The 27,000-nt window shown below is 63.0% G+C and carries 27 protein-coding genes and 1 tRNA gene; 16 read left to right on the top strand and 12 right to left on the bottom strand.

The annotated features are described in order from the left end of the window. Window positions 1-7 precede the first annotated feature (7 nt). Window positions 8-445: a universal stress protein gene (locus BM216_RS06745; protein ID WP_092996841.1), complete on the top strand. Its 438-nt coding sequence runs from the start codon at window positions 8-10 to the stop codon at window positions 443-445. 92 nt (window positions 446-537) lie between these two features. Here the strand turns inward: BM216_RS06745 and pdeM are convergent, their stop codons facing one another. From pdeM to BM216_RS06720, 5 genes are all read right to left on the bottom strand, one after another. After that, the gene (pdeM, locus tag BM216_RS06740) at window positions 538-1,269 is read right to left on the bottom strand and encodes a ligase-associated DNA damage response endonuclease PdeM (protein ID WP_092996838.1); all 732 of its coding nucleotides are present in this window, start codon (window positions 1,267-1,269) and stop codon (window positions 538-540) included. Window positions 1,270-1,441: 172 nt separating this feature from the next. Further along, entirely contained in the window at window positions 1,442-3,922 is a 2,481-nt protein-coding gene (locus tag BM216_RS06735; protein ID WP_244530107.1) for a ligase-associated DNA damage response DEXH box helicase, read from the bottom strand. Between the two features lie 86 nt (window positions 3,923-4,008). Next, window positions 4,009-4,653, bottom strand: coding sequence for a YitT family protein (locus BM216_RS06730; RefSeq protein ID WP_092996832.1), 645 nt, complete (start codon window positions 4,651-4,653; stop codon window positions 4,009-4,011). 1 nt (window position 4,654) lies between these two features. Beyond that, complete coding sequence (locus tag BM216_RS06725; RefSeq protein ID WP_244530093.1) at window positions 4,655-5,305, bottom strand: YitT family protein; 651 nt, start codon at window positions 5,303-5,305, stop codon at window positions 4,655-4,657. 129 nt (window positions 5,306-5,434) lie between these two features. Next, window positions 5,435-6,361 carry a class I SAM-dependent DNA methyltransferase gene (locus BM216_RS06720; protein WP_092997028.1) on the bottom strand — a complete coding sequence of 309 codons (927 nt, stop codon included), beginning with the start codon at window positions 6,359-6,361 and terminating at the stop codon, window positions 5,435-5,437. 172 nt (window positions 6,362-6,533) lie between these two features. On the opposite strand from BM216_RS06720, the gene BM216_RS06715 reads away from it, so the two are divergent. The 3 genes from BM216_RS06715 to BM216_RS06705 are packed head-to-tail and all read left to right on the top strand — an operon-like array spanning window position 6,534 to window position 8,686. Continuing rightward, on the top strand, window positions 6,534-6,800 hold the full coding sequence (locus BM216_RS06715) for a DUF6460 domain-containing protein (RefSeq protein WP_092996830.1): 267 nt from the start codon (window positions 6,534-6,536) through the stop codon (window positions 6,798-6,800). A gap of 1 nt (window position 6,801) precedes the next feature. Further along, on the top strand, window positions 6,802-7,287 hold the full coding sequence (locus BM216_RS06710; RefSeq protein ID WP_092996827.1) for a CAP domain-containing protein: 486 nt from the start codon (window positions 6,802-6,804) through the stop codon (window positions 7,285-7,287). 31 nt (window positions 7,288-7,318) lie between these two features. Then, window positions 7,319-8,686 (top strand): MATE family efflux transporter, encoded by a 1,368-nt coding sequence (locus BM216_RS06705; RefSeq protein ID WP_092996824.1) that lies wholly within the window; start codon window positions 7,319-7,321, stop codon window positions 8,684-8,686. Here the strand turns inward: BM216_RS06705 and BM216_RS06700 are convergent, their stop codons facing one another. Beyond that, on the bottom strand, window positions 8,687-9,778 hold the full coding sequence (locus tag BM216_RS06700; RefSeq protein WP_244530092.1) for a quinone-dependent dihydroorotate dehydrogenase: 1,092 nt from the start codon (window positions 9,776-9,778) through the stop codon (window positions 8,687-8,689). After that, window positions 9,775-10,122, bottom strand: a complete 348-nt coding sequence (locus tag BM216_RS06695; RefSeq protein ID WP_092996821.1) for a DUF952 domain-containing protein — start codon at window positions 10,120-10,122, stop codon at window positions 9,775-9,777. Before BM216_RS06695 ends, BM216_RS06700 begins: the two co-directional genes overlap by 4 nt. Before the next feature lie 126 nt (window positions 10,123-10,248). Between BM216_RS06695 and BM216_RS06690 the strand changes: the two genes are divergently transcribed. Next, the gene (locus BM216_RS06690) at window positions 10,249-10,653 is read left to right on the top strand and encodes a hypothetical protein (RefSeq protein WP_092996817.1); all 405 of its coding nucleotides are present in this window, start codon (window positions 10,249-10,251) and stop codon (window positions 10,651-10,653) included. 2 nt (window positions 10,654-10,655) lie between these two features. Here the strand turns inward: BM216_RS06690 and BM216_RS06685 are convergent, their stop codons facing one another. Continuing rightward, a complete protein-coding gene (locus BM216_RS06685) occupies window positions 10,656-11,087 on the bottom strand; it encodes a hypothetical protein (RefSeq protein ID WP_143102736.1) in 432 nt (143 codons plus the stop codon). 185 nt (window positions 11,088-11,272) lie between these two features. On the opposite strand from BM216_RS06685, the gene BM216_RS06680 reads away from it, so the two are divergent. Both BM216_RS06680 and BM216_RS06675 read left to right on the top strand, forming a co-directional pair. Beyond that, a complete protein-coding gene (locus tag BM216_RS06680) occupies window positions 11,273-11,920 on the top strand; it encodes a response regulator (RefSeq protein WP_092996811.1) in 648 nt (215 codons plus the stop codon). A 207-nt stretch (window positions 11,921-12,127) separates the two neighbouring features. Then, the gene (locus tag BM216_RS06675; RefSeq protein ID WP_092996808.1) at window positions 12,128-12,790 is read left to right on the top strand and encodes a S24 family peptidase; all 663 of its coding nucleotides are present in this window, start codon (window positions 12,128-12,130) and stop codon (window positions 12,788-12,790) included. An 82-nt stretch (window positions 12,791-12,872) separates the two neighbouring features. On the opposite strand, the gene BM216_RS06670 is transcribed toward BM216_RS06675, so the two are convergent. Next, the gene (locus BM216_RS06670) at window positions 12,873-13,718 is read right to left on the bottom strand and encodes a transporter substrate-binding domain-containing protein (RefSeq protein WP_244530106.1); all 846 of its coding nucleotides are present in this window, start codon (window positions 13,716-13,718) and stop codon (window positions 12,873-12,875) included. 120 nt (window positions 13,719-13,838) lie between these two features. Here BM216_RS06670 and BM216_RS06665 point away from each other — a divergent pair, with 120 nt between their 5' ends. Beyond that, window positions 13,839-15,767 (top strand): glycosyltransferase family 2 protein, encoded by a 1,929-nt coding sequence (locus BM216_RS06665; RefSeq protein WP_092996802.1) that lies wholly within the window; start codon window positions 13,839-13,841, stop codon window positions 15,765-15,767. Window positions 15,768-15,794: 27 nt separating this feature from the next. Here BM216_RS06665 and BM216_RS06660 read toward each other — a convergent pair whose 3' ends face one another. Next, window positions 15,795-17,762: an acyltransferase family protein gene (locus BM216_RS06660; RefSeq protein WP_210217026.1), complete on the bottom strand. Its 1,968-nt coding sequence runs from the start codon at window positions 17,760-17,762 to the stop codon at window positions 15,795-15,797. Window positions 17,763-18,062: 300 nt separating this feature from the next. On the opposite strand from BM216_RS06660, the gene BM216_RS06655 reads away from it, so the two are divergent. Next, the gene (locus BM216_RS06655) at window positions 18,063-18,224 is read left to right on the top strand and encodes a Thivi_2564 family membrane protein (protein ID WP_092996799.1); all 162 of its coding nucleotides are present in this window, start codon (window positions 18,063-18,065) and stop codon (window positions 18,222-18,224) included. A 63-nt stretch (window positions 18,225-18,287) separates the two neighbouring features. Here the strand turns inward: BM216_RS06655 and BM216_RS06650 are convergent, their stop codons facing one another. Beyond that, entirely contained in the window at window positions 18,288-19,229 is a 942-nt protein-coding gene (locus BM216_RS06650; RefSeq protein ID WP_092996796.1) for a sugar-binding transcriptional regulator, read from the bottom strand. A 210-nt stretch (window positions 19,230-19,439) separates the two neighbouring features. On the opposite strand from BM216_RS06650, the gene BM216_RS06645 reads away from it, so the two are divergent. The 7 genes from BM216_RS06645 (at window position 19,440) to BM216_RS06615 (ending at window position 26,804) form a co-directional block, all read left to right on the top strand. After that, window positions 19,440-21,074, top strand: coding sequence for an ABC transporter substrate-binding protein (locus tag BM216_RS06645; protein WP_092996793.1), 1,635 nt, complete (start codon window positions 19,440-19,442; stop codon window positions 21,072-21,074). 174 nt (window positions 21,075-21,248) lie between these two features. Further along, window positions 21,249-22,259, top strand: coding sequence for an ABC transporter ATP-binding protein (locus tag BM216_RS06640; protein ID WP_092996790.1), 1,011 nt, complete (start codon window positions 21,249-21,251; stop codon window positions 22,257-22,259). Beyond that, complete coding sequence (locus tag BM216_RS06635) at window positions 22,256-23,242, top strand: ABC transporter ATP-binding protein (RefSeq protein ID WP_092996787.1); 987 nt, start codon at window positions 22,256-22,258, stop codon at window positions 23,240-23,242. The genes BM216_RS06640 and BM216_RS06635 overlap by 4 nt, the downstream gene beginning before the upstream one ends. Before the next feature lie 14 nt (window positions 23,243-23,256). Next, window positions 23,257-24,183, top strand: a complete 927-nt coding sequence (locus tag BM216_RS06630) for an ABC transporter permease (RefSeq protein WP_092996783.1) — start codon at window positions 23,257-23,259, stop codon at window positions 24,181-24,183. A 14-nt stretch (window positions 24,184-24,197) separates the two neighbouring features. Further along, entirely contained in the window at window positions 24,198-25,079 is an 882-nt protein-coding gene (locus tag BM216_RS06625; RefSeq protein WP_092996780.1) for an ABC transporter permease, read from the top strand. A gap of 29 nt (window positions 25,080-25,108) precedes the next feature. Further along, on the top strand, window positions 25,109-25,873 hold the full coding sequence (locus BM216_RS06620; RefSeq protein ID WP_092996777.1) for a glycerophosphodiester phosphodiesterase family protein: 765 nt from the start codon (window positions 25,109-25,111) through the stop codon (window positions 25,871-25,873). A gap of 16 nt (window positions 25,874-25,889) precedes the next feature. Further along, window positions 25,890-26,804, top strand: a complete 915-nt coding sequence (locus BM216_RS06615) for a TIM barrel protein (RefSeq protein WP_092996774.1) — start codon at window positions 25,890-25,892, stop codon at window positions 26,802-26,804. A 103-nt stretch (window positions 26,805-26,907) separates the two neighbouring features. On the opposite strand, the gene BM216_RS06610 is transcribed toward BM216_RS06615, so the two are convergent. Continuing rightward, a tRNA-Gly gene (locus tag BM216_RS06610) sits at window positions 26,908-26,981 on the bottom strand. Window positions 26,982-27,000: the final 19 nt, after the last annotated feature.

Raw genomic sequence — 27,000 nt, 5'->3', positions numbered from 1 at the left:
GAAGACGATGTTCAAGCATGTGCTCATTCCAACCGACGGTTCGGCGCTTTCCACGCAGGCACTCGACAGGGCGCTCGACTTCGCAGCCGAGGTCAAGGCCGAGGTGACGATCCTGGCGGTGATCGAACCGATGCAGGTGTTCACCATCAACCCGACCGGCATGGACATCGCCTATGCCGAATACGAGCGCTACAGCAACGAGGAGGCGGATGCCATCCTTGCGGCGGGCGAGGCAGCGGCGACCAAGCGCGGGCTGTCCTGCGAGACGGCCAAGATGCTGAGCGTCGATCCAGCCGGCTGCATCGTCAAGACAGCGGACAAGCACGGCTGCGACGTGATCGCCATGGCCTCCCATGGCCGCTCCGGCTTCAAGGCCTTCATGCTAGGTTCGGTGACGATGAAGGTGCTGGCGGGGTCGAAGATCCCGGTGCTGGTCTATCGGTAAGGGTAAGGCCCCAGCCCTTCGCTTTCGCTCAGGGCGTTCGTCGCTGCAATCGATTCACTGGATCGATTGCTCAGGCTTCGCCTGACCGCTCCTCACCCCATAAGGCTGCCGTAGCGCACCGAATAAATCCGGTCTCGGCCCAGCAGATGGGCGACCAGCGTTTCCTTGCGGAAAAGGCCCTGCATCGCCTTGTGGCGCAGATCGAGGCCGCCGGCGAGCACGCCGAAGGCCGGCATAAGAAGCCGGTGGCCGTCGCTGGCGAAGCATGGGCGGCGGACCGACTTTTCACGGCGACGCACGGTGGCTGCGGGATGGAGGTGGCCGGCGATTTCGCCCTTAGCGGAGATCAGGCTCGGCTCGTGGCGGAATACGAGGCCGCCATAGACGAGTTCGTCACTCGACAGGCCGGGCAAATCAGTGGTGCCGTCTGGATCGTGGTTGCCGTTGATCCAGATCCAGTCGCGGCCACGCGCCATGTCGGTGATCATTTTCCGCAGGTCGGTGGGCAGGTGCTCGGAGCCTCTACGATCATGGAAATTGTCACCCAGCGAGACGACGACCTTCGGGTCGTAGCGGGCGATGACGGCGGCCAGGATGTTGAGCGTGGCGATCGTGTCATAGGGCGGCAGCATCATGCCGCGGCGAGCGAAGGCCGCACCTTTTTCCAGGTGAAGATCGGAGACGACGAGCATGCCCGTTTCCGGAAGGTAGAGGCCGCCGAGCGGATCGCAGACGGCCGCGACACCGTGGACGAGGATTTCCTCGGTGCCTGCGGCGAGGCCGTTTGTCAGGACTGTGCGGGCGGCGAGGCCCAGGCGATGCATCACGTGTTTTTCGTCTTTCTCGAAACACCCTCACTCCTGTGCTCGTCACAGGAATCCAGCAACCGCGCGTCTGCGCGGTTAAAGACTCTTCCCAGCCCAAGGACTTGGGCTGGCTGGATCCCTGTGACAAGCACAGGGATGAGGGAGCTTATGTCTTTTCTCTCACCACAAATCACGGCGCCATCGCCTCCGCGATCAACTCGTCGGCAGCCTCCTGGAGCACCGCGTCATGGGCTTCGCCGGGCACGCTCTCCTTGCCGATCTCCAGCATGATCGGAACCGCCAAGGGCGAGACGCGATCGAGGTTGCGGTGGGTGATATGCCCCTTGATTCGGCCAAGCATATCGCCCAACCGGCCGATATCCAAAAGTCCCGTCGCCGCATCGCGCCGGGTCGCCTCCAAAAGCACGTGGTCGGGCTCGTGGGAGCGCAGCACGTCATAGATCAGGTCGGTCGAGACCGTCACCTGCCGGCCGGTCTTTTCCTTGCCCGGGTGACGGCGCTCGATCAAACCGGAAATCACGGCGCAATTGCGGAAGGTGCGCTTCAGCATGTAACTTTCATCGAGCCAGGCTTCGAGATCATCACCCAGCATGTCCTCGTCGAACAGGTCGGAGAGGCTGAGCGAACCATCCGCGATCATCGCACCCATGTCGTTCAGCCCCCAGATCGCGAGCGAATAATCCGTGGCGACGAAGCCGAGCGGGCGGGCCCCGGCGCGCTCCAGCCGGCGGGTCAGAAGCATGCCGAGGGTCTGGTGCGCCAGTCTGCCCTCGAAACAGTAGGCGATCATGAAGAAGCGTTTGCCGCGGGGGAAGGTTTCGATGAGGAGCTCGTCCTGCCTGGGCAGCATGGAGCGTTCGAGCTGGATCGAGAGCCAGTCGCGGACCTGATCCGGCAGGGCCGTGCGGCGCTCGGGTTCGGCCAGCATGGCGCGGACCTGATCGGCCAGATAGGTGGTGAGCGGGAATTTTCCGCCAGCATAGGCGGGGATTTTAGGATCGAGCGAGAAGGCGTTTGAGACGAGACACTCATTCTCGCGGATGCCTTCGAAGCGCAGCACCTTGCCGGCGAAGAGGAAGGTGTCGCCCTGGACGAGCTGTTCCAGGAAATATTCCTCGACCTTGCCCAAAGTCATGCCGCCTCGGCCGATCGTGCCCTTTGCGTTGCGCTTGACCAGACGCACGTTGAGCTCCGCCGCCTCGACGATGGTACCGAGGTTCATGCGGTATTGCTGGGCGATCTGCGGATTGGAGACGCGCCAGCGGCCGTCCTCCATTTTGCGGATCTTGGCATAGCGCTCGTAGCTGCGCAGCGCGTAGCCGCCGGTGGCGACGAAATCGACGATGCGCTCGAACATTTCCCAGGAGAGGGTCGCATAGGGCGAGGCCGAGGTGATCTCGTCATAGAGCGCGACAGGATCGAAGGGTTCGGCGCAGGCCATGCCGAGGACGTGCTGGGCCAGCACGTCGAGCGCACCTTCACCGACAGGAGGCGTGTCCTGGGCGCCGAGATAATTGGCATCCAGAGCCGCCTGGCACTCCATCACCTCGAAACGGTTGGCGGGCACGAGGATGGCCTTCGACGGCTCGTCCATGCGGTGGTTGGCGCGGCCGATGCGCTGGGCAAGGCGCGAGGCGCCTTTCGGTGCGCCGACATGGACGACCAGATCGATATCGCCCCAGTCGATGCCCATGTCGAGCGTCGAGGTGGCGACGACGGCGCGGAGTTTGTTGTCCGCCATCGCCGCCTCCACCTTGCGGCGCTGGCTGGCATCGAGCGAGCCGTGATGCAGCGCGATCGGAAGGTTATCCTCGTTGATGGTCCAGAGCGTCTGGAACAGGAGTTCGGCCTGGAAGCGGGTGTTGACGAAGATCAGCGTCGTCTTGTGGCGCCTGATCTCCTCGTAGACCTCGGGGATGGCATAGGTGGAGACGTGGCCTGACCAAGGAATGCGGGTGTCGGTGCCCAGAATGCTGATATCGGGCGCGGCACCGCCTGTGACATGGACAAGGCCGGCGGGCGGGGCCGGGGTTTCACCTTGAGGGACCAGCCAGCGCTGCAGATCCATCGGATCGGCGACAGTGGCGGAGAGGCCGATCGTCTGCATGTTTGGTGCGTGCTTGCGCAGGCGGGCAAGGCCGAGCGAGAGGAGATGCCCGCGCTTGGACGTGACGAGCGAATGCAGCTCGTCAAGGACCACGTATTTCAGGTCCTTGAAGAAGCGCGCCGCCTCCTTATTGGCCAACAACAGCGCAACCTGCTCGGGCGTGGTGAGCAGGATATCTGGCGGATTGAGTTTCTGTCGCTGGCGCTTGGCCTGCGGCGTGTCGCCGGTGCGGTTTTCCACCGTGACGGCGAGGCCCATCTCGTTGACTGGCTTCATCAGGTTGCGTTCGATATCAACGGTGAGCGCCTTGAGCGGCGAAATGTAGAGAGTGTGGATGCCGGTAAAGGCCGAGCCGGGCGGGATTTTTCCGCACGCCACAAGATCGGTCAGCGAAGGCAGGAAACCGGCCAGCGTCTTGCCGGCACCGGTCGGCGCGATCAAGAGCATGTTCTCGCCGGCCTGAGCGCGGGCGAGAAGCTCCAGCTGATGGGCACGCGGCTGCCAGCCCTTCTCGGCGAACCAGTTCAGGAACGGCCGGGGCAAAGTGGCGGCTTGGCTGCCGGAGGGTTTGGTTTCGACGAGATCCACGGGAGACAAGATAAGTCTTCACCCAAGGAAATGAAGAGCGGCTACCTGACGATATAGCGATCCGTGCGGTGGTTGATGGCGAGCGTCAGGTTCAACGTCACCGCTGCAAGGACCGAGCAAGCGATCACGAGCGGGTCGGCAACGAAGAAGGACAGGATCAGAACCACGCAATCCAGTCCCAATTGCACGAAGCCGGCCCGCCAGCCGAACCTGTCCTGCAGGTAAAGCGCCAATATGCCGAAGCCGCCGAGCGACGCCCGGTGGCGAAACAGGATCAGCATGCCGCAGCCGATCAGCAGGCCGCCGAACAGGGCGGCGACGATCGGCTGGATATCCTCGATGACGATGAGTTTCGGCAATATGCCGGTCAGCACCGAGGTGAGCGCAACGGCCGCGAAGGTTTTTACCGTAAAGACGGCGCCGAGGCGTTTGTAGGCCAGCCAGTAGAAGGGCAGGTTGAGCAGGAAGAAGGCGGTGCCGAAGCTGATATCGACCGAATAACGCAACAGGAAGCCGAGGCCGGCAGTCCCGCCGATCAGCAGTTCGGCGCTCGACAGCATTACGACGCCGAGAGCGGCCAGCATGGAGCCGGCGACGATGCCCTGCATGTCCTCGATGATCGAATGCTTTTCGGTCGAGGAGGCCCAGAAGCCGATCGGACTTTTCTTGTCGACCGCGCCCGCCATGTCAGCGCACCGCGATGTAGCGGTCGGAACGGTGATTGATGGTGAGCAGCAGGTTCAACACCACGGCGCTCAACAGCGACCAAAGGACCGTCATCGGGCTGACGACGAAGAAGGCGGCGGCCATGACGCAGAGGTCGAAGGCAAGCTGCACGAGGCCAGCGGGGATCTTGAAACGGTCCTGGATGTAGATGGCCAGAATGCCGATGCCGCCGAGCGAGGCGCGGTGGCGATAAAGCCCGAGCAGGCCGAAACCGATCAGGATGCCGCCGAGAAGTGCGGCCCAGAACGGATCGAGATGCTGGATGACGATGAACTGCCGCTCAAGCTCAGTGATGAAGGAGACCATCAGGATGGCGACAAAGGTCTTGAACGAGAAGCCGATGCCGAGGCGTTTGAACGACAGGTAGTAGAACGGCAGATTGACGACGAAGAACAGTACGCCGAAGGGGATGTCGAAGGCGTAGTGCAGAAGGAATGCGACGCCGGCCGTGCCGCTGGTCAGAAACCCGGCCTGGCTGAGTAGATAGAGGCCGAGAGCCGCGACCATCGAACTGATGAACAGGCCCTGCGCATCCTCGAGCTTCGTGTGACGCGCCGGATCGAGACTGTAGAAACCCAGACGGCGCTTGCTCGCGCTCTGTTCTGCTGCCACGTGTTTTCCCCTTATGGCCGTTCTTTCCGGCCAATTGTTTCATCTGCAATTGTGCATCGCAGCACGGATTTCATCAAGCGGGATCAGGGCAATCGATCACGCTTGCGTGAAAAAGCAAGAAAGCCTTGTTCAGCCGCGTTTTCGCGACAGAAACAGAATACCGTGAACGGGTTTTCCGGCATCCATGCGAATGGCGGTTTTCTTGGAGGAGATGAAGTCGAGGCAGTGGCCGTCGAGAAGCGCGCGGATATAGGGCTCCGCATGGGCATAACGGAGCGAATCCCGCAGCAGGAACCCTGCTTCGCCCTCCCCTGCATCTTCGACCGAAAAGGCAAACAGGCCGTCGGCCGCCAACAGAGCCGTCACCAGCGGGAAGACCGTTTCGAGCGAGCCGAGATACATGAGCACGTCGGCGGCGGAGACGAGATCGGCGCGATGGCGCGGAAGACCGGGACCGAACAGGCCGGCCTCGTCTTCCGCCAGGCTGAGATCGGCCTGGCCGAGATGATCGTAAAGGCCCTTGTCCTGCGCCTTAGCGAGCATGTTGGCGGAAAGGTCGAAGCCTTCCAGTTGCGTAACCCGATCGCGGATCTCGGCGCCGAACAGGCCGGTGCCGCAGCCGAGATCGACGGCCAGCGAGAAAGGCGCGTGCGGCATGACCAGGGCCGCGAGCTTGCCGGGCACGGAATAATCGAGTTTTTCGACCAGCGCCGTATCGAAGCGATCGGCATAACCGTCGAACAGACTTTCCACATAGCGGCTCGGCGGCTGGTCGGGTGCCTCTTCCGCGCCGATAACAGCGAGTTTCAATGTGGCGCCGAAGACGTCCTCAGGTTCCAGTTCGAGCGCCTGACGATAGGCGCCTTCCGCCGTCTCGAGCATAGCTTTCTCGCGATACTCGCCCAGGCGGAACCAGCCGGCGGCCCATGACGGCGCCAGTTCAAGCGCCTGTTCCATGAGTTCGGCAGCGGCAGCGAAATCCTTACCGTCGGCCAGCATGCGGGCATAATCGGCACGGCGGTCGGCGATCACGTCGCCGGAAGAGAACTGGCTCATCATCTATTGTCCTGAAATCCTGCCGCTCATTGCCGGAGCCACAAAAAAACTCAAGTTCTATTTGAGAGGCGGATGGCAATGCCTACCTTATGGGCTATCTGACGGTTGCGGGACAATCCCGGCGCCGTTATGGCATGAAGACACCCTTCGAGGGCAACGGAGACAGTTGAGAATGGCGGATGGCGTGAACAAGTTCCTCGGCGACTCGATCGCCCGCACGATCATCAAGCTGATCGTGGTCTGCCTGATCGTCGGCTTCGTGCTTGCGTTCTTCGGCTTCACGCCGGACAATATCGTCGACAACATCCGCTACTACTTCCTCGACCTCTGGTACAACGGCTTTCGCGCGCTCGGACGGGTGGGAGACTACCTGCTGCTCGGCGCGATCGTGGTGGTCCCGATCTTTGTCGTGCTTCGCTTGATGAGCTATCGCCGCTGACATGACTGTTTCCACGATTTCTTCCCGCCGCGGGTTCCTCGCGCTGACCGGCTTAGGTCTCGTTCTCGCCGGCTGCTCCACCACGTCCGTTCTGGCTCCAACACCGGGTTCGGAAGACGAGACGGCGGCGGCCCTGCCGATGGTCAACAAGCTGCGCGCGAGCAAAGGCCTCTCGGCTCTGACGCTCGACACGCCTGCGCGCAAGGCGGCGGTGATCCAGTCTATCCGCATGGCCAAGGCGGAAGAGATGAAGCACCTGATCGGCCTCGGCGACAATTTCGGTTCGCGGATGAAGAAGAGCGACGTGGCTCTGCCGGCGGCGGAAAACATCGCGGCCGGCCAGCATACGGTGACCGAGGCCGTGCAGGCCTGGATCGACAGTCCCAAGCATCTGGAAAACATGCTCGGCAACTATCGCGGCCTTGGCGTGGCAGTGGCAAAGGCCGAGAACGGGCGCACCTACTGGGCGATGGTGCTTTCCGGCTAATCTTCACTCATCGGGCGGGGGCCTGACGGCAATGACGGTACAGCAGGCGGCAGGCGATGAGGTGTCCGCTCCGGGCGTAACCGAGCGCCCGTTCACCGTGACCCATCGAAGCGTCCTGTCGATCGCCATCCCTATGACGCTGGGTTTCCTGACGACGCCCCTGATCGGGCTGACGGGCACCGGCGTCGTCGGCCGCCTCGGCGACCCCGCAGCGCTTGCGGGCCTTGCGATCGGTGCCATCCTGTTCGACCTCATCTTCGGCAGCCTGAGCTTCTTCCGTACCTCGACCACCGGACTGACCGCCCAGGCCTTCGGGCGCGGTGACGGGCAGGAGGAACAGGCGGTCTTCTGGCGCGCCTTCATCAGCGCGATCGGGCTCGGCATGCTCATGCTGGCCATGACGCCGCTCATTCTGGCCTTCGCGCCCGGTCTGATGACCGACGATACGGCGGTCGCCGACGTGACGCGGCATTATTTCGGCATAAGGGTGCTGAGCAGCCCGGCGACCTTTATCAATTTCGCGGTTCTCGGCTATGTGCTCGGACGCGGCCAGGGGATGACCGGCCTCGTGCTGCAGATCATCATCAATGGCTGCAACATAGCCTTGTCAATCTATCTCGGGCTTCATCTTGGCTGGGGCGTCGATGGGGTTGCGACCGGGACGGCGATTGCCGAGGTGGCCGGCGCATGCGTCGGACTTGCCGTCGTGCTGCGGCAGTTTTCGGCAAACACCGCGAGCCGGCCGAGCTTCCGCCAGATTCTCGACCCCAACCGGCTGAAGGCACTTTTCCAGCTCAATGCCGATATCCTGATCCGCTCGCTGGTGCTGAACGGTGCCTTTGCGCTGTCGACACGGATCGGCTCGAGCTTCGGTCCGGTCACGCTTGCCGCCAATGCCGTGCTGATGAACATCTTCATGCTCTGCTCGTTCTTTCTCGACGGACTGGCGGGTGCGGCCGAGCAACTGGCGGGACGGGCTGTCGGCGCGCGTTACCGCCCCGCTTTCGACCGGGCGCTGAAGCTGACGGCATTCTGGTCGTTTGCCATGGCGGGCGCGCTGGCGCTGTTCTTCCTCGCTACGGGAACGGGCCTGATCGATGCTTTGACGACTTCGCCGGCAGTGCGCGCCGAGGCCTATGCCCATCTCGGCTGGGCGGCGCTGACCGGGCTTACCGGTGCGCTCGCCTTCCAGATGGACGGGGTCTTCATCGGCGCCACATGGTCGCGGGCGATGCGCAACATGATGCTCGCCTCGCTTCTCGGCTTCTGCATCTGCCTTGCGGTGCTCGTACCGCCCTTCGGCAATCACGGCCTGTGGCTGGCGCTCAACCTGTTTCTCGCCATGCGCGGGTTCTTCCTGCTCGCGATGCTGCCGGCAAAGGCGCGTCAGAGCTTCTGATCAGAGAACCTGACCGGCCCAGTGATCGGTGCGGGTATCGCGCAGGTCGCAGATCGAGCGCGTACCGTCCCGGTCGAGAAGTTTCGACAGACCGCGAACGATCGTGGCAGGCAGGCCCGGTCCCTCGTAGACCATGCAGGAATAGAGCTGCACGAGATCGGCACCGGCGCGGATCTTTTCCAAGGCATCTTCCGCGCTTGCAACGCCGCCGACGCCGATGATCGGCAGGTCCGGCCCAACGCGCTTGCGCACCTTTGCCAGCACCGCCGTCGAACGGGCAAACAGCGGAGCGCCGGAAAGGCCGCCGCTTTCCTTCGCATTCGTCCGGTTCTTAAGGCCATCGCGCGACAGCGTGGTGTTGGAGACGATCAGGCCGTCGAGCGGATGGGCCAGCGCTTCGGCCGCGATGTCGTCCAGCCCTTCCTCGGTCAGATCAGGTGCGATCTTCAGGAAGACCGGCAGCGTCTTGCCGGTACGCTCGGCCTCTTCGGCGCGGGCGGCCAGCACTGCTTCGAGAAGGGCTGCGAGGCTTTCACGTGCCTGCAGATCGCGCAGGCCCGGCGTGTTGGGCGAGGAGATATTGGCGGTGAAATAGGTCGCGACGGGATAGAAACGGCGGATGCCGGTGACGTAGTCGGCGATGCGATCGGCCGAGTCCTTGTTGGCGCCGATATTGACGCCGACGATACCGGATGCCGGGCGACGCGCGGAGAGCCGCTGGAAGGCTGCGTCATGGCCCTCGTTGTTGAAACCGAGGCGGTTGATGACGCCGCGATCCTCGACGAGCCGGAAGATGCGCGGCTTGTCGTTGCCGGCCTGGGGTTTCGGCGTGATCGTGCCGACTTCGGTAAAGCCGAAACCGAGCTTGAGCATGGCGTCCGGCACTTCGGCATTCTTGTCATAGCCTGCGGCGAGACCGAGCGGGTTTTCAAAGCGGATGCCGGCCACCATCTGAACAAGGCGCGGGTCGCTCTTCACCACGCAGGATGGCAGGACGCCGGCCTTCAGCGCCGCGATGGACATGCCGTGGGCGGTTTCTGGATCAAAGGCGAAGAGGCTACGGGAAGCGAGTGCAGAGAGACGATTGATCAAGTCATTTTTTCCGGGAAAGCGTGCTGGCCGTCAACGCCGATCAGAAGCGGCATCTCCCAAAGCACAGCGGAGAGCGGCAGGGTGCCGTAGAGATGGGGGAAGAGATCGCCGCCGCGGGACGGCTCGAATTTCAGGGCCTCACCCAGAACCGGCGTGTTGACGGCGACGAGAAGAAGCCCCGTCAGTCCGGCAAAATGCAGCTTTGCCGTTTCACGCGCCTGGTCGGCAGTGGAAAAGTGGATATAGCCATCGCGGTGATCGATCTCGGCGCCGTCGAAGACGCCTTTCTGCTTGGCTTCACGCCACAGCGCCTCGGGCACGATCTTGTAAACGGTATCCGTCATCACACATTCCCAACATTGGCCCGATCAGAGGCCTATCAGGAGCCCGTCGAAGGCTCAATCGAGGTGGTGCCGCATCGTTTGCCGCAAAGCCCGGCGAATGTCCACCGTCATAGAGGAGAAGACGCCATGCGCACAGCCCTAACCCTTACAGCTTTGGCCGGATCCGTCGTTCTCGCCGCCGGCGCGGCAGAGGCGCAACAGCGGTTCCAGATGGAACGCAGCGAAGGCGGGATCATCAGGCTCGACACCGAGACCGGCGCTATCACCACCTGCCGCGACCAGAGCGGCGAACTGACCTGCCGGATGGCGCCCGACGAACGGGCGGCCTACGAGACCGAGCTGGATCTTCTGGAAAAGCGGGTGAGCGTGCTTGAGGAACGCCTCAGCCAGACGCCGCCGGACCGGCTGCCGAGCGACGCGGAGGTCGACCGGTCGCTGTCGATCATGGAACGGTTCATGCGGACCTTCATGGGGATCGTGCGGGAATTCACCGGAGAACCGGAGAAGGAACCGCAGCCCGACCGGACGTGAGTTCAGCTGAATTCGGTGACATAGAAATCGAGGCAATCACTTTCCGGCTCGATCCCGACGGCAAGCGCACGGTAACCGAGATCCCGGATGCCGAAACGCAAATAGGGTTTGGTGATCGGTGACGCCGCGATGAAGGACGCGGCATCGCGATCCTGCACGAAGCCGGTTTCGAACAGGGCATCCCCTTGGCCGGGAGCAACGCCGCACCAGCGCGAGGTGATCAGGCTGTCGAGAAAACCGTCCTCCCTGACATCAACCAGGGACAGGCCGGCAAAGACCCCGCGCGCCTGCTCGTCGTCGATCTCCAGCAGGAGGCCGACCTTGTCCGGTGGAAGCCTGGACAGCGTCGGATCGATGCCGCTCAGCCATTGCAGCGCCAGCAGGACGAGGCAGGCAAAGGCGAGGAAGACGATCGCCGCAATCTTTTTCAACACTCTCAACCACCTTCCGCAAACCGGACTGATCCACGACGCGAGCGAGGCTTAACGCCGGAACGAACCTGCCAAAACCTCGCCCTTGTCTCGACTCACGAAGGAGGTTACAAATTCAACCAGGCCTTGAGGAGGGCCTTAGGGCATCCAGCCCGAGCACGACTATGCCTTTGGGAGGGGGCGTGGGAATGCAGACACTCACAATCATCATCGCAGACGACCATCCGCTGTTTCGCGGCGCGCTCGTGCAGGCTTTGCAGGCCATGGCCGAGAAGCTCGTGATCATCGAATGCGGGGAGTTTGCCGCAGCCCAGCAGGCGGCCGCCGACAATCCGGACGCCGACCTGATGCTGCTCGACCTCGCGATGCCGGGGGTCAGCGGCTTTTCCGGGCTGATGACACTGAGGGCTCAGTTTTCGGCGCTGCCTATCGTCATCGTCTCGGCGACCGATGACTGCACGACGGTGCGGCGGTCGCTGGAACTCGGCGCGTCCGGTTTCATCGCCAAGTCGTCGGGTCTCGACGAGATCCGGGCCGGCGTCCAGACCGTGCTGGAGGGCGGCGTCTGTGCACCTGCCGGCGATATCGGCCAGATGGAGGACGATCCGGGCCTGACCGAGATCCTCGACCGGTTGAAGACGCTGACGCCGCAACAGGCCCGGGTGCTGACCATGCTTGCCGAAGGGCTGCTCAATAAGCAGATCGCCTACGAACTCAGCGTGTCGGAGGCGACGATCAAGGCGCATGTCTCAGCCATCCTCCTGAAGCTCAACGTCGACAGCCGCACCCAGGCGGTCATCAAGCTCGGCAAGATCAACATGGCAATGGTGGCCTGATCCGTCTTTGAAGGGCGAGAGGATTTTATTCCTCTCCTCTCTTTACGGAGACCTGCGGCTCCGCTAAAATCAGCGGCGCCGTATGAGATGGTCATCATGAGACCGTCTCCGGCATTTTCGCGCGAGCGGCGATCGCCGGGCGCTTCATTCTGATCGGAGGCCTTGCCTCGCCCCGCCTGGGCGGCAAGGGCCGGGGCACGGGCGACGATGCTGTCACATGAAACCATCTGGATCGCGATCGACAGGCTCGCCGAGCGTCACCAGCTGACGCCATCCGGCCTTGCCCGTCGCGCCGGCCTCGACCCGACATCCTTCAACCGATCCAAGCGCCTCGGCCCCGACGGGCGGCTGCGCTGGCCATCGACCGAGTCGATCGCCAAGGTGCTCGATGCCACGGGTTCGACGGTCGACCAGTTCATGAGTTTCTTGCCGGCGGGAGGCCGCGGCCAGATCCCCGATGGCAATTTTCCGCCACAGAGCGGCAACATCCCGCTGCTCGGCTTTGCCCAGGCGGGCGCAGGCGGTTTTTTCGACGATGGCGGCTTTCCGGCCGGTCAGGGCTGGGACGTGGTGGATTTTCCCGTCGATCCCGCCCGCAAGCCGGGCGTTTATGCACTCGAGGTGCAGGGCGACTCCATGATGCCGCTCTATCGCGACGGCGACGTGCTGATCGTCGAGCCGGGCGCACCGGTAAGGCGCAACGACCGTGTGGTCCTGAAGACCCGCGAGGGCGAGGTTATGGCCAAGGTCCTGGCCCGCCAGAGCCCGCGTAGCGTCGAGGTGATGTCACTCAACCCGGAGCATCCGAACCGGGTTTTCGACCTGACCGATGTGGAATGGATGGCCAGGATCATCTGGGCAAGCCAGTAACCATCCGCCCTTTATCCTGCAAAGACCGGACCCGTTCCGATCCCCATGCGCTAGGACCAAATTCCCAGGCAATCAGACGCCCTCAATAGAGGCCACTCGGGAAATAGCGAAGGTAGAGATCCTGCAGCCGGCCGTTGCGTGACAGCGCAGCCAGCGCCTGGTCAAAGGCGGAAACGAGGATCGGGTCGCTCTTGCGGACCATGACCGACAGGCCTTCGCCGAGGAATTTTTCCGAAAGATAGGGGCCGTCGAAGAGTGCGCAGCATTTTTCCGACGCCTCGCTGGATATCCAGAAGGGCAGTCGCAGGCCATCGGCGAAGACCGCGTCGACCGCGCCCTTCTTCAGTCCCTCGGTCATTTCCCAGTCATTGCCGAAAGGCACCGCCTGGATTGCCGGGAAATAGGCCTTCAGCATCATTTCGTGGGCGGTATCCTTGACCACGCCCACCTTACGGCCGGAAAGCGCTGCGGCAGTCTCTCCGGGGATCTGCGCCTTGAGATTGCGGGCGAAGCGGGCGGGGATGCCGATATAGGGGCGGGAGAAGAGAAAACGGTCGCGCCGCTGCGGTGTCGCGGCAATGCCCGCCATGACCGCCTCGCCGCCATTGCCTTCCAGCGCCTTTTCGAGATCCTCGAAAGGCAGGGCCTGGATCTGGCATTTGGCCTCAAGCTTCAGCTCGGCGCATATCTCGCGCGCCAGATCGACGTTGAAGCCGGAAAGCCGGCCGGTCTGGTCGGCGAAATTGAACGGCGGGAAATCGACCGTCGTCAGGATGCGGACGCGCACCACCGCCGACAGATCCGGGCGAGCCAGTCGTTCGCGGCCGTCGAACATCGACGGCAAGGCATCTTCCTTACCGGCTTCCTGCGCCATTACCGTGGACGCCGAGAGGGCAAAGAGCGGCGCAAGCAGCGCCGCGGCGAGCATGCCTGCCTGCAGAAGAGCGACTGCCCCCCGCCAAACTGGGGATGTATTCATCCTGTGCCCCCTTAAAATGCTCTGCGGGACAGGCTGGGACGTCCCTTTCGGGGACGGTGTAACAGAACCATGCGCATCGGGGAATATCCGCCGCAGGGGGCGGATGCACATGACGATTTTTCCGCAACAACCGAGGCCCTTCAGGCGGGCGTGGGCGACCCGCAACAGATTCCGCCGGATATCCCGCAGGGAGAACTCGGCGCACTGGCGGCACTCGGCTTTTCCAAGCCGCTGATTGCTGCCATGGTCGATCTGGCTCGGCAGAACGGCACCTCCGTCGAGGCGGAACTACTGAGGTCGGGTCATGTGAAGGAAGAGGCTTATTACGGCGCCATGGCCCGGCTCCTCCGCCTGCCTTTCATAGAGACCATCGAACCGGGGACGGTGCAGGACAGGGCCACGCTGGACAGTCAGTTGATCCGTCCAAACTCCGTGCGGATAAATGGCCGAAACCGCGCGCCACAGATGGCAATCGTGCCGGAGGCGGCCCGTCTTGCCGAAATTGCCTCCGCGCTCATCACCATGCCGCTGCTCGGCCGCGATCTCGCGATTACCACCCCGACGGCGATCCGCGATGCCGTCTGGGCGACCGGTGCGGAACGGCGTGCCCGCGAGACGACAAACGGGCTGTTCGAGGCAAACCCTGCCCTTTCGGCGCGAACGATCCTTACCGGATCACAGGGTTTCGTGGCAGGCATGATCGTAGCGACGGCCGGGGCCACGCTGCTGATGGCGACGGCCGATATGCTTCTCTTTGTGCATGTGCTCCTTTCGCTTCTCTATCTCGCCTCGCTGGTGCTAAGGCTGACAGCGCTTGCCGGACGGATGCGTCGGCGGGAGATGGTGGAGCCCGTGCCGATGCCGTCCGGGCTTCTGCCACGCTACACGGTCATGGTGGCGCTCTACCGGGAGGCGGAGATGGCCGGGCAGCTGGTCGGCTCGCTGAAGAGGCTCGACTGGCCCGTATCGCTGATCGACATCAAGCTGGTCTGCGAGGCTGACGACGAGGAGACGATCACGGCTCTGGAGGCCGTTGGCCTGCCGCCGCAATTCGAGATCGTCCGGGTGCCGCCGATCGGGCCGCGGACGAAGCCGAAGGCGCTGACCTATGCGCTGGCTTCCGCGCGCGGAGAATTGCTGGCGATCTATGATGCCGAGGATCGGCCGCATCCGCAGCAGCTGCGCGAAGCCTTTGCGCGGTTTCACCACGGGCCGGCAGAGCTTGCCTGCCTGCAGGCACCGCTGATCATCACCAATGCCCGAGCCTCATGGCTGAGCGCGCTGTTCTCGCTCGAATATTCCGCGCTGTTTCGCGGGCTGCTGCCGATGCTCGGGCGCCAGCGGATGCCGCTGCCGCTCGGCGGCACCTCCAACCATTTCAGGACGGCACTGCTGAAGGCCGTTGGCGGCTGGGACCCCTACAATGTCACCGAGGATGCCGACATGGGGCTTCGCCTTTCGCGGATGGGATACCGGTCCGACGTGCTGACGCGGCAGACGCTGGAGGATGCGCCGGTCGAATTTTCCGTCTGGATGGCGCAGCGCGCCCGCTGGTTCAAGGGCTGGCTGCAGACATGGCTGGTACTGATGCGAGATCCCGGCCGGCTGATGCGGGAAATGGGTTTTCTGCCCTTCCTCACATTCCAGCTGCTCGTCGGCGGCATGCTGGTCTCGGCGCTGCTGCATCCGTTGATCTTCGTCTTCCTGTGGCTCGGTGCTTCGGCCATGCTCGATGCGCCGAGAGACGACCTGCCGCTTGGCGTCATCACCCTGTTCGTCATGGATTTCGTCAACATCCTCGGAAGCTACCTGATCTTCCTCGGGCTTGGCGTCGGCTCGATGATAGACCACGAGAAGCGGCTGCTTGGATGGCGCTGGGTCTTCGTGCCCTTCTACTGGCTGATGATCTCGCTTGCGAGCTGGCGGGCGGTGATCGAGCTCAGGACCCGGCCTTTCCACTGGAACAAGACACCGCATCATCCGAGCCGGAAGAAATAGAGACGTGGGGAGCCGCCGCCTGTTCGCTCAGAGCGAAGAGTTGGCCGTGACCCCGTTGGTCGCCTCGACGATCATCGGGAGCAGGGACTTCATCACCTGGGCGCTGCCGAAATTGGTGAGGTGGGCCGCGTCGAAATAAAGGAGGCGGCCCTCGTCCATGTAGGGGCAGCGCCCGGCCTGACATTCGACCGCGATCGGATCGATGAATGTCGCACCGGCGGAGACCTCCCGAAGCTTGGCGTTGAACTCGCCGTCGACAACCGAGAACCAGCTTGCACGAAGATCGTCATGGGTGCGGTTGGCATAGGCGATGACATCGACATTGATCACGAAGGCGGGCGACTGGCCGATCACCACGACCTTCACGCCGAGCGAGCGCAGGGTGGCAATCGTGCCCGACAGCAGATCCACCCCGCGGGAGCGCAGGTCGATCCAGCGCGCCGACAGGACGACAGTCTTGATGTCGAGCGACTTGATGATCTCCACGGCCTTTTCGTTGAAAGTGCTGCAGGAGGGTCTGGCATAGGAATAATAGGCGAGAACCGGCGGGCAGCCGGCATAGGTATATTGATAGAGCCGGCCCGGCACGAGATTGGCATTGGCGGTGAGGCCCGGCACGTAATGCGCGGCAAAGGAATCCCCCCAGAGGAGTGTGGCGGGTCCCGGGCCGGGGTCTGATACGAGCGCGCAATCCTCAGCCTTCCAGTTGCCGAAGGGCTGTCCTTCCTCGAAGAAACATTTACCGTTGCGCCAGGTATTGGTCGGCTCGGACTTTGCCATTTCCACTGTCCGGCTCTTCATCGCGAGATAATCCGGAAAACGCCCCGGGAACCCGTTGCTCCACATGCCTGCGCCGCCGAGAACGGCGAGCGCCGCGAGCGTGGCGACGGCACCGACCAGCACTGTGCGGGTGTTGCGCGCACCGGTGGCACGGCGGACGCGGAACGGACGCTCGACGAACCACCAGGAAAAGATCGCCAGCGCGAAACTGGCAAGGATGATCACCACGCAGTGGAGCGCGGTCGGCTCTTCCAGCGTGACGTAACGGATGAAGACCGTGACCGGCCAGTGGGCGAGATAGAGGGAATAGGAAATCTTGCCGATGAAGACGATCGGTCTTGTCGACAGGACGGCGCCGATCGGCGTGTTCCGGCCGGTCAGGATGATTAGAAACGCGCCGAGGCAGGGCGGCAGAGCGGTCAGGCCCGGAAACGGCGTCGCTTCGGTATAACCGAAGACGGCAATCGCGATCAGCAGGACACCGACGATCGCCGCGATGCCGTTGAAGCGCCGCGGCAGGCCGTGCGCACCGGAAATCGCCAGCAGGGAGCCGAGCAGGAGTTCCCATGCACGCGTCGGAAGCAGGAAGAAATTCGCCGTGGGGGCTACGCTTGTCGCATAGACGCTGAGCGCAAGGGACAGCACCGCCGCGATGGCGAGCCCCCAGAACAGAAAGCGCCTGGCATATCTGTGAAGCAGCCACATCGCGATGGGCATGACAATGTAGAACTGCTCCTCGACCGCCAGTGACCATGTATGCAGCAGCGGGCGCAGTAGTGCCGTGTTTTCGAAATAACCGGAATTCTTCCAGAAATAAATGTTGGATGTGAAGGTACCGACCGCGACGAGGCTGCGGCTGAAATCCTCGAAGAAAGACGGAAGCAGCAGGACCCATGCCGCCACGAGCGTGGTCAGCGAAAAGAACGCAAGCGCCGGAAGAATGCGCCGGGCGCGCCGCTCGTAGAATGTCAGGATGGAAAAGCGCTTCGCCTCGAGTTCCTCGGCAATGATGCCGGTGATCAGGAAACCGGATATGACGAAGAAGATGTCGACGCCGACGAAGCCGCCGTCAAAGCCGGGCACGCCCGCGTGAAAAAGTAGAACCGGCAGGATGGCAAGCGATCTGAGGCCATCGATTTCCGGACGATAACCCAGCTTCGGGTGGTGCGCCGCCTTTGCAGGGGCGTCTGATCTAGCATTCACGGAAATCGACACGTCCCGCCTGTCCCCGATATCTGACGATGGAATTCGCACTCAGGAAGATTGCAGGCAAGTTATGCGGACGCTCAATTGGATTACAAGTGCAACTTCTGACACATGCTCACCACCCAATCGCCTACGAGAATGCAATAAAGTGGTAGAGTTCAAGCTGCCGCGTTCCGAGAGATAGGCAAGCACCAGGGTTGCCTTTCGACGCGACGGTAAGCATGACAGAAATGTGGCGCGCCCCTCTTCCCTCCGCTCAAGCGAGCGCTATCTGCCTCAAACATAAGTCTTTTTGAGGAGCACCCCAGCATGTCGATCCTGATCAGCCTATTGATAACATTCCTTGTCATCGTCCTCGTGCTCTATCTGATCGCGCGCCTGCCGATCGATGGCCGCGCCAAGCAGATCGCCCAGGTGATCGTGATCATCATCGGCATCATCTCGCTGCTGCGCTATCTGGCGGTGTTCTGATCGACTATCGATAACTGGCGGATATCGAAATGCCCGGCTGATCATCAGCCGGGCATTTTCCGTTCAGGGCGTGCGGCCCAAGAGCCAGGCCGCATTATCGGAATCGGTGATGATGGCAGTCGCGAGACCAGCTTCGATACAGGCCCGCAGGATCACCCGCTTGTGGGCGCCGCCGGAGGCGATGATGCGGGTGCGGATCTTTCGGTAATCGTCGAGCTCCGGCGAGATGACTTGACGGTTGAGCGGGTGGTCAAGCTCCCTGCCCTCAGCATCGACATAACGGCCGAGCAGGTCGCCCACCGCGCCCGCCGCAACGAGCTGATCGATATCGGTGTTCGGCGGCAGGCCGTAGCGCACCTGCAGGGATTGCGGCGTGACATCACCGACGCTGAGGAACGAGATATCGACGGTCGCGGCCTCCTTCAGCAGGCCCTGGAACACCGTCTGCGCCACGATCGTGTCGCGCGAGGCCGGGTCGTCGGCATAGATCGGCGCGGCCAGGTAGTGGCACTGGGCATTGAGAACCTGAGCGAAGCGGCGGACGATCTCGAACGTGTTGATCTCCGAGCCACGTGTCAGGCCGCCCATCATGGAACGGACCTTCACATCGGGCACATTGGCCGGCGCCATGTGATGCACTGTCTCCCGCAGCGTCGCGCCCCAGCCGACGCCGAGTGAGGCGGGTTCGCTCGCCTGGATCAGCTGTTCGAGAAACATAGCACTGGCACGGCCCATCACCACATGCATCTGGCCGGGATCGGCAGGGGTGGGAACGATGACCACATCCTGCAGGCCGAAACGGCTACGGAGATCAGCCTCCAGCTCGACATTTTCGGCAAGCGGCGAATTGAAGCTGATCCTGACGATGCCCTGGTCGAGCGCTGCGGCGAGCAGTTCGTTGACCTTGCGACGGGTCAGGAGCATGCGCTCGGCAATCTGCGCCTGGGTCAGTCCCTCGACGTGATAGAGCCAGGACGCCCGCACCATATGCTGCTGGTTTGCCATACACACCCCCTCCCAAATGTCACATGAGCGTAACATTTGTAACCTAGAGCTACGCCAAGCCGGCGGGGCGGTAAAGCGGCTTTATTCGATCACAGCCCGCCGACGGAAAATTCATCTGTCGATTTCATGCGACGCCTGACGCGACGGCACAAAGCCTTCGCGATCGACGCCGTGTACCTGCATTGTCGTTGCTCTCTATAGGAGAAATCCATGCTATCCATCAACCGTCGCCATGCGCTGGGCCTGATGTCGGCCGCAGCTGGCAGCATCATTCTGCCGCGCATGTCGTTTTCCCAGGGCGCCCGCCCGTCGATCACCATCGCGGTCCAGAAGATCACCAACAACAACACGCTCGACATCTGGAACGAGCAGTCGAACGTCGGCGAACGCATCTTCTACCCGAACCTCTGGGAAGGCCTGATCAACCGCGACTGGATGGGCAACCAGGGTCCGGTTCCGGGTCTCGCCACCGAATGGAAGCGCATCGACGACAAGACGCTGGAACTGAAGCTGCGCGAAGGCGTGAAGTTCCACAATGGCGACGAGATGACGGCTGAAGACGTCGTCTTCTCCTTCTCCAAGGAACGCGTGTTCGGCAATACCGAACCGGCCGGCGGCAAGACGATCTTCGAAGCCGACAACAAGCCGGCCACCGTCAAGGAACTGCCGGCGATCGTTCCGGGCGTCGGCCGTCGCCTGTGGCCGGCACTTGCCGGTGTGGAAGCCGTAGACAAGTACACCGTCCGCTTCCACAATACGACGCCGGACGTGACGCTCGAAGGCCGCCTCTATTCCGGCGGCAGCCAGATCACCAGCCGTCGCGCCTGGGACGAAGCCAAGAGCTACATGGATTGGGCCCGCAAGCCGATCACCACCGGCCCCTACATGGTCGGCGAATTCAAGCCGGACGTCTCGCTGACGCTCGTCGCCCACGACGAATACTGGGGTGGACGCCCGCCGCTGCAGGAAATCCGTTTCCTCGAAGTTCCGGAAGTGGCTTCCCGCGTCAACGGCCTGCTGTCCGGCGAATACGACTTCGCCTGCGACCTGCCGCCGGACCAGATCTCGGCCATCCAGAACGCTCCAGGCCTCGAAATCCAGAGCTCGACCATCTGGAACCACCGCGTCTCGGTATTCAACACCCAGAACGAGATCCTCGCCAACCCGCTGGTTCGCCGCGCCATGACCCATTCGATCGACCGCCAGGCGATCGTCGAGGCTCTCTGGGCCGGCCAGACCGCGGTTCCCGCCGGCCTGCAGTTCGAATCCTTCAAGACCTCGAACATGTTCATCGACGGCTGGACGGCACCGGAATTCGATCCGGAACTGGCCAAGAAGCTGCTCGCCGAGGCGAACTACAAGGGCGACGCGATCCCATATCGCCTGCTCAACAATTACTACACCAACCAGACTGCCAATGCGCAGATCATGGTCGAGATGTGGAAGCAGGTCGGCCTCAACGTCGAGATCCAGATGAAGGAAAACTGGGCGCAGATCCACGACCCGCAGGGCGTTAAGGGCGTGCGCGACTGGTCCGCCTCCAACACGATCAACGACCCGATCACCCCGATGGTCGTGCAGTTCGGGCCCAACGGCGAAATCCAGCAGAAGAAGGACTGGGCGAACGAGGAGGTCAACAAGCTCTCCCTCGTGCTCGAGACCTCGACCGACCGCGACCTGCGCAAGAAGGCGATTGCCCGCATTCTGGAAATCACCGAGCGCGAAGACCCGGTCTACCAGGTCCTGCACCAGAACGCCGTGTTCACCGGCATGAAGAAGTCGCTGAAGTGGAAGGCCGCGCCGGCCTTCGCGATGGACTTCCGCGCTTCGAACTGGAACGCCTAAGCACGTTCGATCCCGCGCCGGCCGCCCCCAAGCGGCCGGCGTCTTCTATTCTAGAGTAGTTCCGCTTTTCTCCGAATCGCGAACCCACTCTATCTCGTTGATTTGACGCAGTTCCGGACGCAAAACCGCTTCGCACTTTTGCTGGAACTGCTCTAGAAATGGAGATGAGCTCCGATGGCTTCCAATCTCGTGGAACTGCGCGATCTCAAGGTCGCTTTCGACGGTGTCAAGGTCCTGCACGGCATCGATCTCGACGTGGCCCGAGGCGAGGCGATCGGCCTTGTCGGCGAATCCGGCTGCGGAAAATCCGTGACATGGCTTGCCGCACTCGGCCTCCTGCCCGGCAAGGCGACGATCTCCGGATCCGTGCGCGTCGACGGCCAGGAAATCCTTGGGCAAGCCCGGACGGTTCTCGAAGGCGTGCGCGGCAAGCGTATCGCGATGATCTTCCAGGATCCATCGAGCTCGCTCAATCCCGTCCTGCGGATCGGCCGGCAAATCACCGAGGCGCTCGCCATCCATCGCGGCCTTCTCGGCGCGGCGGCGAAAGCCGAGGCGCTCAGGCTGCTCGACATGGTCGGCATTCCCGACGCTCGCCGTCGCTTCGACCTCTTCCCGCATGAATTTTCCGGTGGCCAGTGCCAGCGCCTGATGATCGCGATGGCGCTTGCCGGCGAGCCCGATCTGCTGGTCGCCGACGAGCCGACGACGGCGCTCGACGCGACGATCCAGGCACAGATCCTCGACCTCTTGATCGAACTTCGCGCCGAGACCGGCATGGCGACGATCTTCATCAGCCATGATCTCGGCGCCGTTTCCCAGGTCTGCGAACGCGCCTGCGTCATGTATGCCGGCCGCATCGTCGAGCAGGGTACGATCGAGGCGCTGTTCGACAATCCGCAGCATCCCTATACGCGCGGCCTGTTCGACGCCATTCCACGGCTCGATGGCCCGCGTGAGCGGCTGATCCCCATTCCCGGCACGGTGCCCAATCCGCGCCATCTGCCGGAAGGGTGCGCCTTTTCGCCCCGCTGTTCGCATGCCGCCGTCGACTGTCGCACCCGCCGGCCGGAGCTTTTGTCGATGGGCGACGGCCGGCTTCTGTCCTGCTTCCACCCGGTGGGCCTGAATTCATCCGATGAGACCCGTCAGACCGAGACATGCTTATTGGAGACCGCATCGTGACCGCTCCCCTGATCGAAGCGAAAGAGCTGGTAAGGACTTACGAGACGCGCCAGGGCATGTTCGGCAAGGTGACGCCGGTGCGGGCAGTCGACGGGATCAACCTGACCGTCATGCCGGGCGAGACGCTCGGCATCGTCGGCGAATCCGGATCCGGCAAGTCGACGCTCGGGCGCATGCTGCTCGGCATCGATCCGCCGCAGGAAGGTGAGACCTTTTTCGAAGGCCAACCGATGCCGAAGCTCGGTACGCCGGAATGGCGGGCGCTCAGGGCCAGAATGCAGCTCGTCTACCAGGACCCGCTGGCAGCACTCGACCGTCGCCTGACGATCGCCGAACAGATCGCCGAGCCGCTTGCGATCCACAAGCTGGTGCCGAAGGAACATCGCGCCACCCGCGTGGCCGAACTGATGGCCGCTGTCGGCCTGCGTCCCGATCAGGCCGATCGTTATCCCCACGAGCTTTCCGGCGGCCAGCGCCAGCGTGCAGTCATCGCCCGTGCCCTTGCCGCGCGACCGAAACTGCTCGTCTGCGACGAACCGGTCTCGGCGCTCGACGTGTCTATCCAGGCGCAGGTCGTCAACATGCTGCGCGACCTGCAAGAGAATAACCGTATCGCCATGGTGTTCATCAGCCACGACCTGAAGGTGGTGCGCAACATCGCCGACCGGGTGGCGGTGATGTATCTCGGCCGCATCGTCGAGGAAGCGTCCTCCGACGTGATCTTCGCCTCGCCGCTGCATCCCTATACCAAGGCGCTGGTTTCCAGCGTGCCGGTGCCGGGCAAGCCGCTCAAGGGCCGCGTCATCCTGCAGGGCGAGCCGCCGAACCCGGCCAACCGCCCGTCCGGCTGCGCCTTCCATCCACGCTGCCCGCTGGCGGCCGATATCTGCCGCAGCAGCGTGCCGCCGCTTCGCCAGGTCGCGGATGGCCGCACCGCCGCCTGCCACATGGTGGCCGGCGTCGACCAGCCCGTCGCAGCATAAGGAGCGCCCAGAAGATGCTTCGTTTCGTTTCCATCCGCCTCCTGCGCGCGCTGATCACCATTCTCGCGGTGCTGACCTTCGCCTTCGTCGTGCTGCGCATGTCGGGCGATCCGGCCCAGGTCATGCTCGGCCCCGACGTGCCGCAGGAATCCGTCGATGCCTTCCGCAAGGCCTGGGGCCTCGACCAGCCGCTGTGGATCCAGTATCTCGCCTATATCAAGGCGATCTTCACCGGCGATTTCGGCGTCTCGATGCGCGACAAGGCGTCGGCCATGCAGCTCGTCATCGACCGCATACCGGCGACCCTTCAGCTGACCATTCCGGCGCTGTTCCTCAAGGTCGTGATCGGTATTCCGGCCGGCGTCTATGCCGCCCTGCACCGCCAGAGCGCGGTCGATCGCGGCGTGATCCTCGCCGCCATCTTCGGCTTCACCATCCCTTCCTTCGTCATGGGCCTGCTGCTCGTGCTGATCTTCTCGATCACGCTCGGCCTCTTACCCTCCGGCGGGCAGGATACCTGGCAGCACGGCATCCTGCCGACGCTGACGATGAGCATCGGCGGCATCGGCATCCTCGCCCGTTTTTCGCGTAGCGCGATGATCGAGGTGATGGGCCAGCCCTATATCCGCACGGCGTCGGCCAAGGGCATGCCGTGGCAGGACGTCGTCTGGCGCCATGCGCTGCCGAACGCCGCCGTGCCGATCGTCACCATCGTCGGCTTCATGGTCGGTTCGCTGATTGCCGGCGCCGTGGTGGTGGAATCGATCTTCTCCTGGCCGGGCATCGGCCGCCTGCTGGTGGTCTCCGTCACCAACCGCGACCTCGCGGTCGTCCAGTGCATCCTGCTGATGATCGCCGCCACCATGGTCGTCTCCAACCTGATCGTCGACCTGCTCTACGGCTGGCTCGATCCCCGGCTTCGCGCCCAGAGCGCTCACTAAGGAGGAGGACGACCATGACCATCGTAGACGCCACCCGCCCGCAATCACCCGAACTTCCGCTCTTCACCCGCTTCATCAAGCAGGTGCGCAAAGTGCCCTTCTCCGTCGGCCTCGGCATCTTCTGGCTCGCCGCCATGGTGTTCGTCGCCTTCTTCGCCGACCTGATCCGGCCCTATGGCATCACAGCCATGGATCTTCGCGCCCGCCTGTCGATGCCGGGCCATCCGTTGCATCTGCTCGGCACCGACGAACTCGGCCGTGACGTGCTTTCGCGTCTCATCCAGTCGATCCGCGTGTCGCTGGCGATCGCCTTCGGCGCGACGATCATCTCCGCCGTCTTCGGCACGGCACTCGGCTTTGCGGCGGCAAAATTCCGCGGCGCTGTCGAGCATTTCGTGCTCGTTCTGGCCGATTTCCAGGCCGCACTCCCCTTCCTCATCATGTCACTGGCGGTTCTCGCCTTCTTCGGCTCGTCCATGCCGCTGCTGATCGGCCTGATGGGTTTCTATGGTTGGGAACGTTACGCCCGTATCGCCCGCGGTCTCGCCATCTCGGCAAGCGCACAAGGCTATGCCTCGGCCGTGGTGCAGCTCGGTGCAACACCGATGCGCGTCTACATGAAGCATATCCTGCCCAACGTCGCCTCGACGCTGATCGTGTCGATGACGCTTACCTTCCCGGAAATCATCCTGATGGAAAGCGGGCTCTCCTTCCTCGGTCTCGGCGTGCAGCCGCCGGAAACCAGCCTCGGCAACATGGTGGGCTTCGGCCGCGAATACCTGACGCGCGCACCGTGGATCATGCTGGCGCCCGCCTTCGTGATCATGATGACGACGCTTTCCATCTCGCTCGTCGGCGACTGGCTGCGCGACAAGCTCGACCCCACCCTTCGATAATCTCTCTTCATTCCCTGAGGATATTTCGCATGACGAAGACAAAGATCACCGGCCATCGCGGCGCCCGCAACATCTGGCCGGAAAACTCGCTGACCGGTTTCCGCAACGTGCTGGCGCTGGACGTCGACGCGGTGGAATTCGACGTGCACCTCACCGATGCCGGCGAGCTCATCGTCATCCACGATGCGACGCTGGACCGCACGACGGACAAGACCGGCGAAGTGCGTGTACTGACGCCTGACATGCGCGGCGAAACGCATCTGGAAGGCACGGCCGACACCGTGCCGACGCTTGCCGATGTGCTGGCCGTATTGGCCGAAAAGGACGGCAAGCAACTGCATGTCGAGATCAAATCGGATGCGGCGAAGCAGCCCTATCCGGGCATCACCGAAAAGGTCGTCGCCGAGATCGAGCGCTTCGGCTTGGCCGACCGCTGCCACCTGACCTCCTTCGACGTGACCGTGCTGGAAGAATGCCGCCGCGTCGCGCCAAACATTGCCCGCCTCGTCTCGGTCAATGCCGAATGGGCAGCGAAGCAGGGCGGCCTTGAGACCTTCCTGGACAATGTCGAGGGTCTCGCAGCGATCGTTGCCATCCATCACGAACTGATGGCCGCCGAGTGGGATCTGATCACCGCAAAACTGCCGCTGGAGCGGCTTTGCGTCTGGACACTGAACGAGGAGGCACTGATGCTGCCCTGGCTGGAGCGCGGCATCGGCCACCTGACCTCCGACAGCCCGGACCTCGCACTGAAACTGCGCCACAACATTCAATCGCACCGTGAACCGGCCTGACAGGGAGAGACAGACAATGGGTAATATCATCGCCACCGGCTTCAATGCCGGTTCGGAAGACGGGGAAATCGCCAGCCTCGAGCAGGAACTGCGCGTGCTGGCCGATATCGGCGTCGACACGGTCGAACTCGGCCTGACGAGCCTCGACCTGATCGCCGGCGGCAGGATCATCGAGGAACGCGTTTCGCGCCTCGTCGCCCTGACCAAGCAGTTTAATTTCCGCTACACCGTGCACGGTCTCGTTTCCTCCAATTTCATGGACCCGACGACCTGCCGCTACCAGATCGACGCCGCCAAGGCGCTGGCGCAGATCTGCGACCGGATCGGCGCACGTATTCTCGTGCAGCACGGCGGCAACCTGCGCGCCGAACAGATCGACGAGCGGGCGCAGGCCGACGCCAGGGAGCGCGAGGCCCTGTTCGAGCTTGCCGAAGTCTGCAAGCCCTATGGCGTGCGCATCGCCTTCGAGAACATCTTCTCCACCGAACCCGGCCAGTATCGCCAAACGCCGACCCAGGTCGCCGAGACGGTGAAGGCGGTCAACCATCCCAATCTCGTGGCGCTGATCGATTTCAGCCACGCCTATATCGAAAGCACCTATCGCGGCCTGAACTTCCGCGACGAGCTGCGCGCCATGGCGCCGGTTGCCGGACACCTTCATGTGCATGACTCGTTCGGCCGCCCGCAGGCCTTCTACAAGGCCTATCACCCGCAGGAAAACACAGCCCTCGGCATCGGTGACCTGCATATGCCGCTCGGCTGGGGCGATATCGACTGGGAAGACATCTTTTCCGAACTGACCTTCCTGCCGGACACGGTCCTGATGATGGAAATCGGCCGCCGCTACCACGCAGAGCAGCCGGCAAGCCTTGAGCGCGCCAAAAATCTGATGGCTCTCAATGCCGGCAAGACGGCGATCGCCGCCGAATAATGCTGCAAGACAAGCACTCCTTCGCGGCGGATGGTTCGCGAAGGAGTTCCCGCTCGACGGTATGACCGTCAGCAGCACTCTAGTATCAGTCTGTACGGATAGCTGGAGCGGGTGAAGGGAATCGAACCCTCGTATTCAGCTTGGGAAGCTGCTGCTCTACCATTGAGCTACACCCGCCTGTACCAAGCAGGTTTCC

The sequence above is a fragment of the Rhizobium sp. NFR07 genome (genome assembly GCF_900111905.1).
In the GTDB taxonomy this organism is placed as follows: Bacteria; Pseudomonadota; Alphaproteobacteria; order Rhizobiales; family Rhizobiaceae; genus Neorhizobium.
This window is presented reverse-complemented; position numbering and strand designations above follow the sequence as displayed.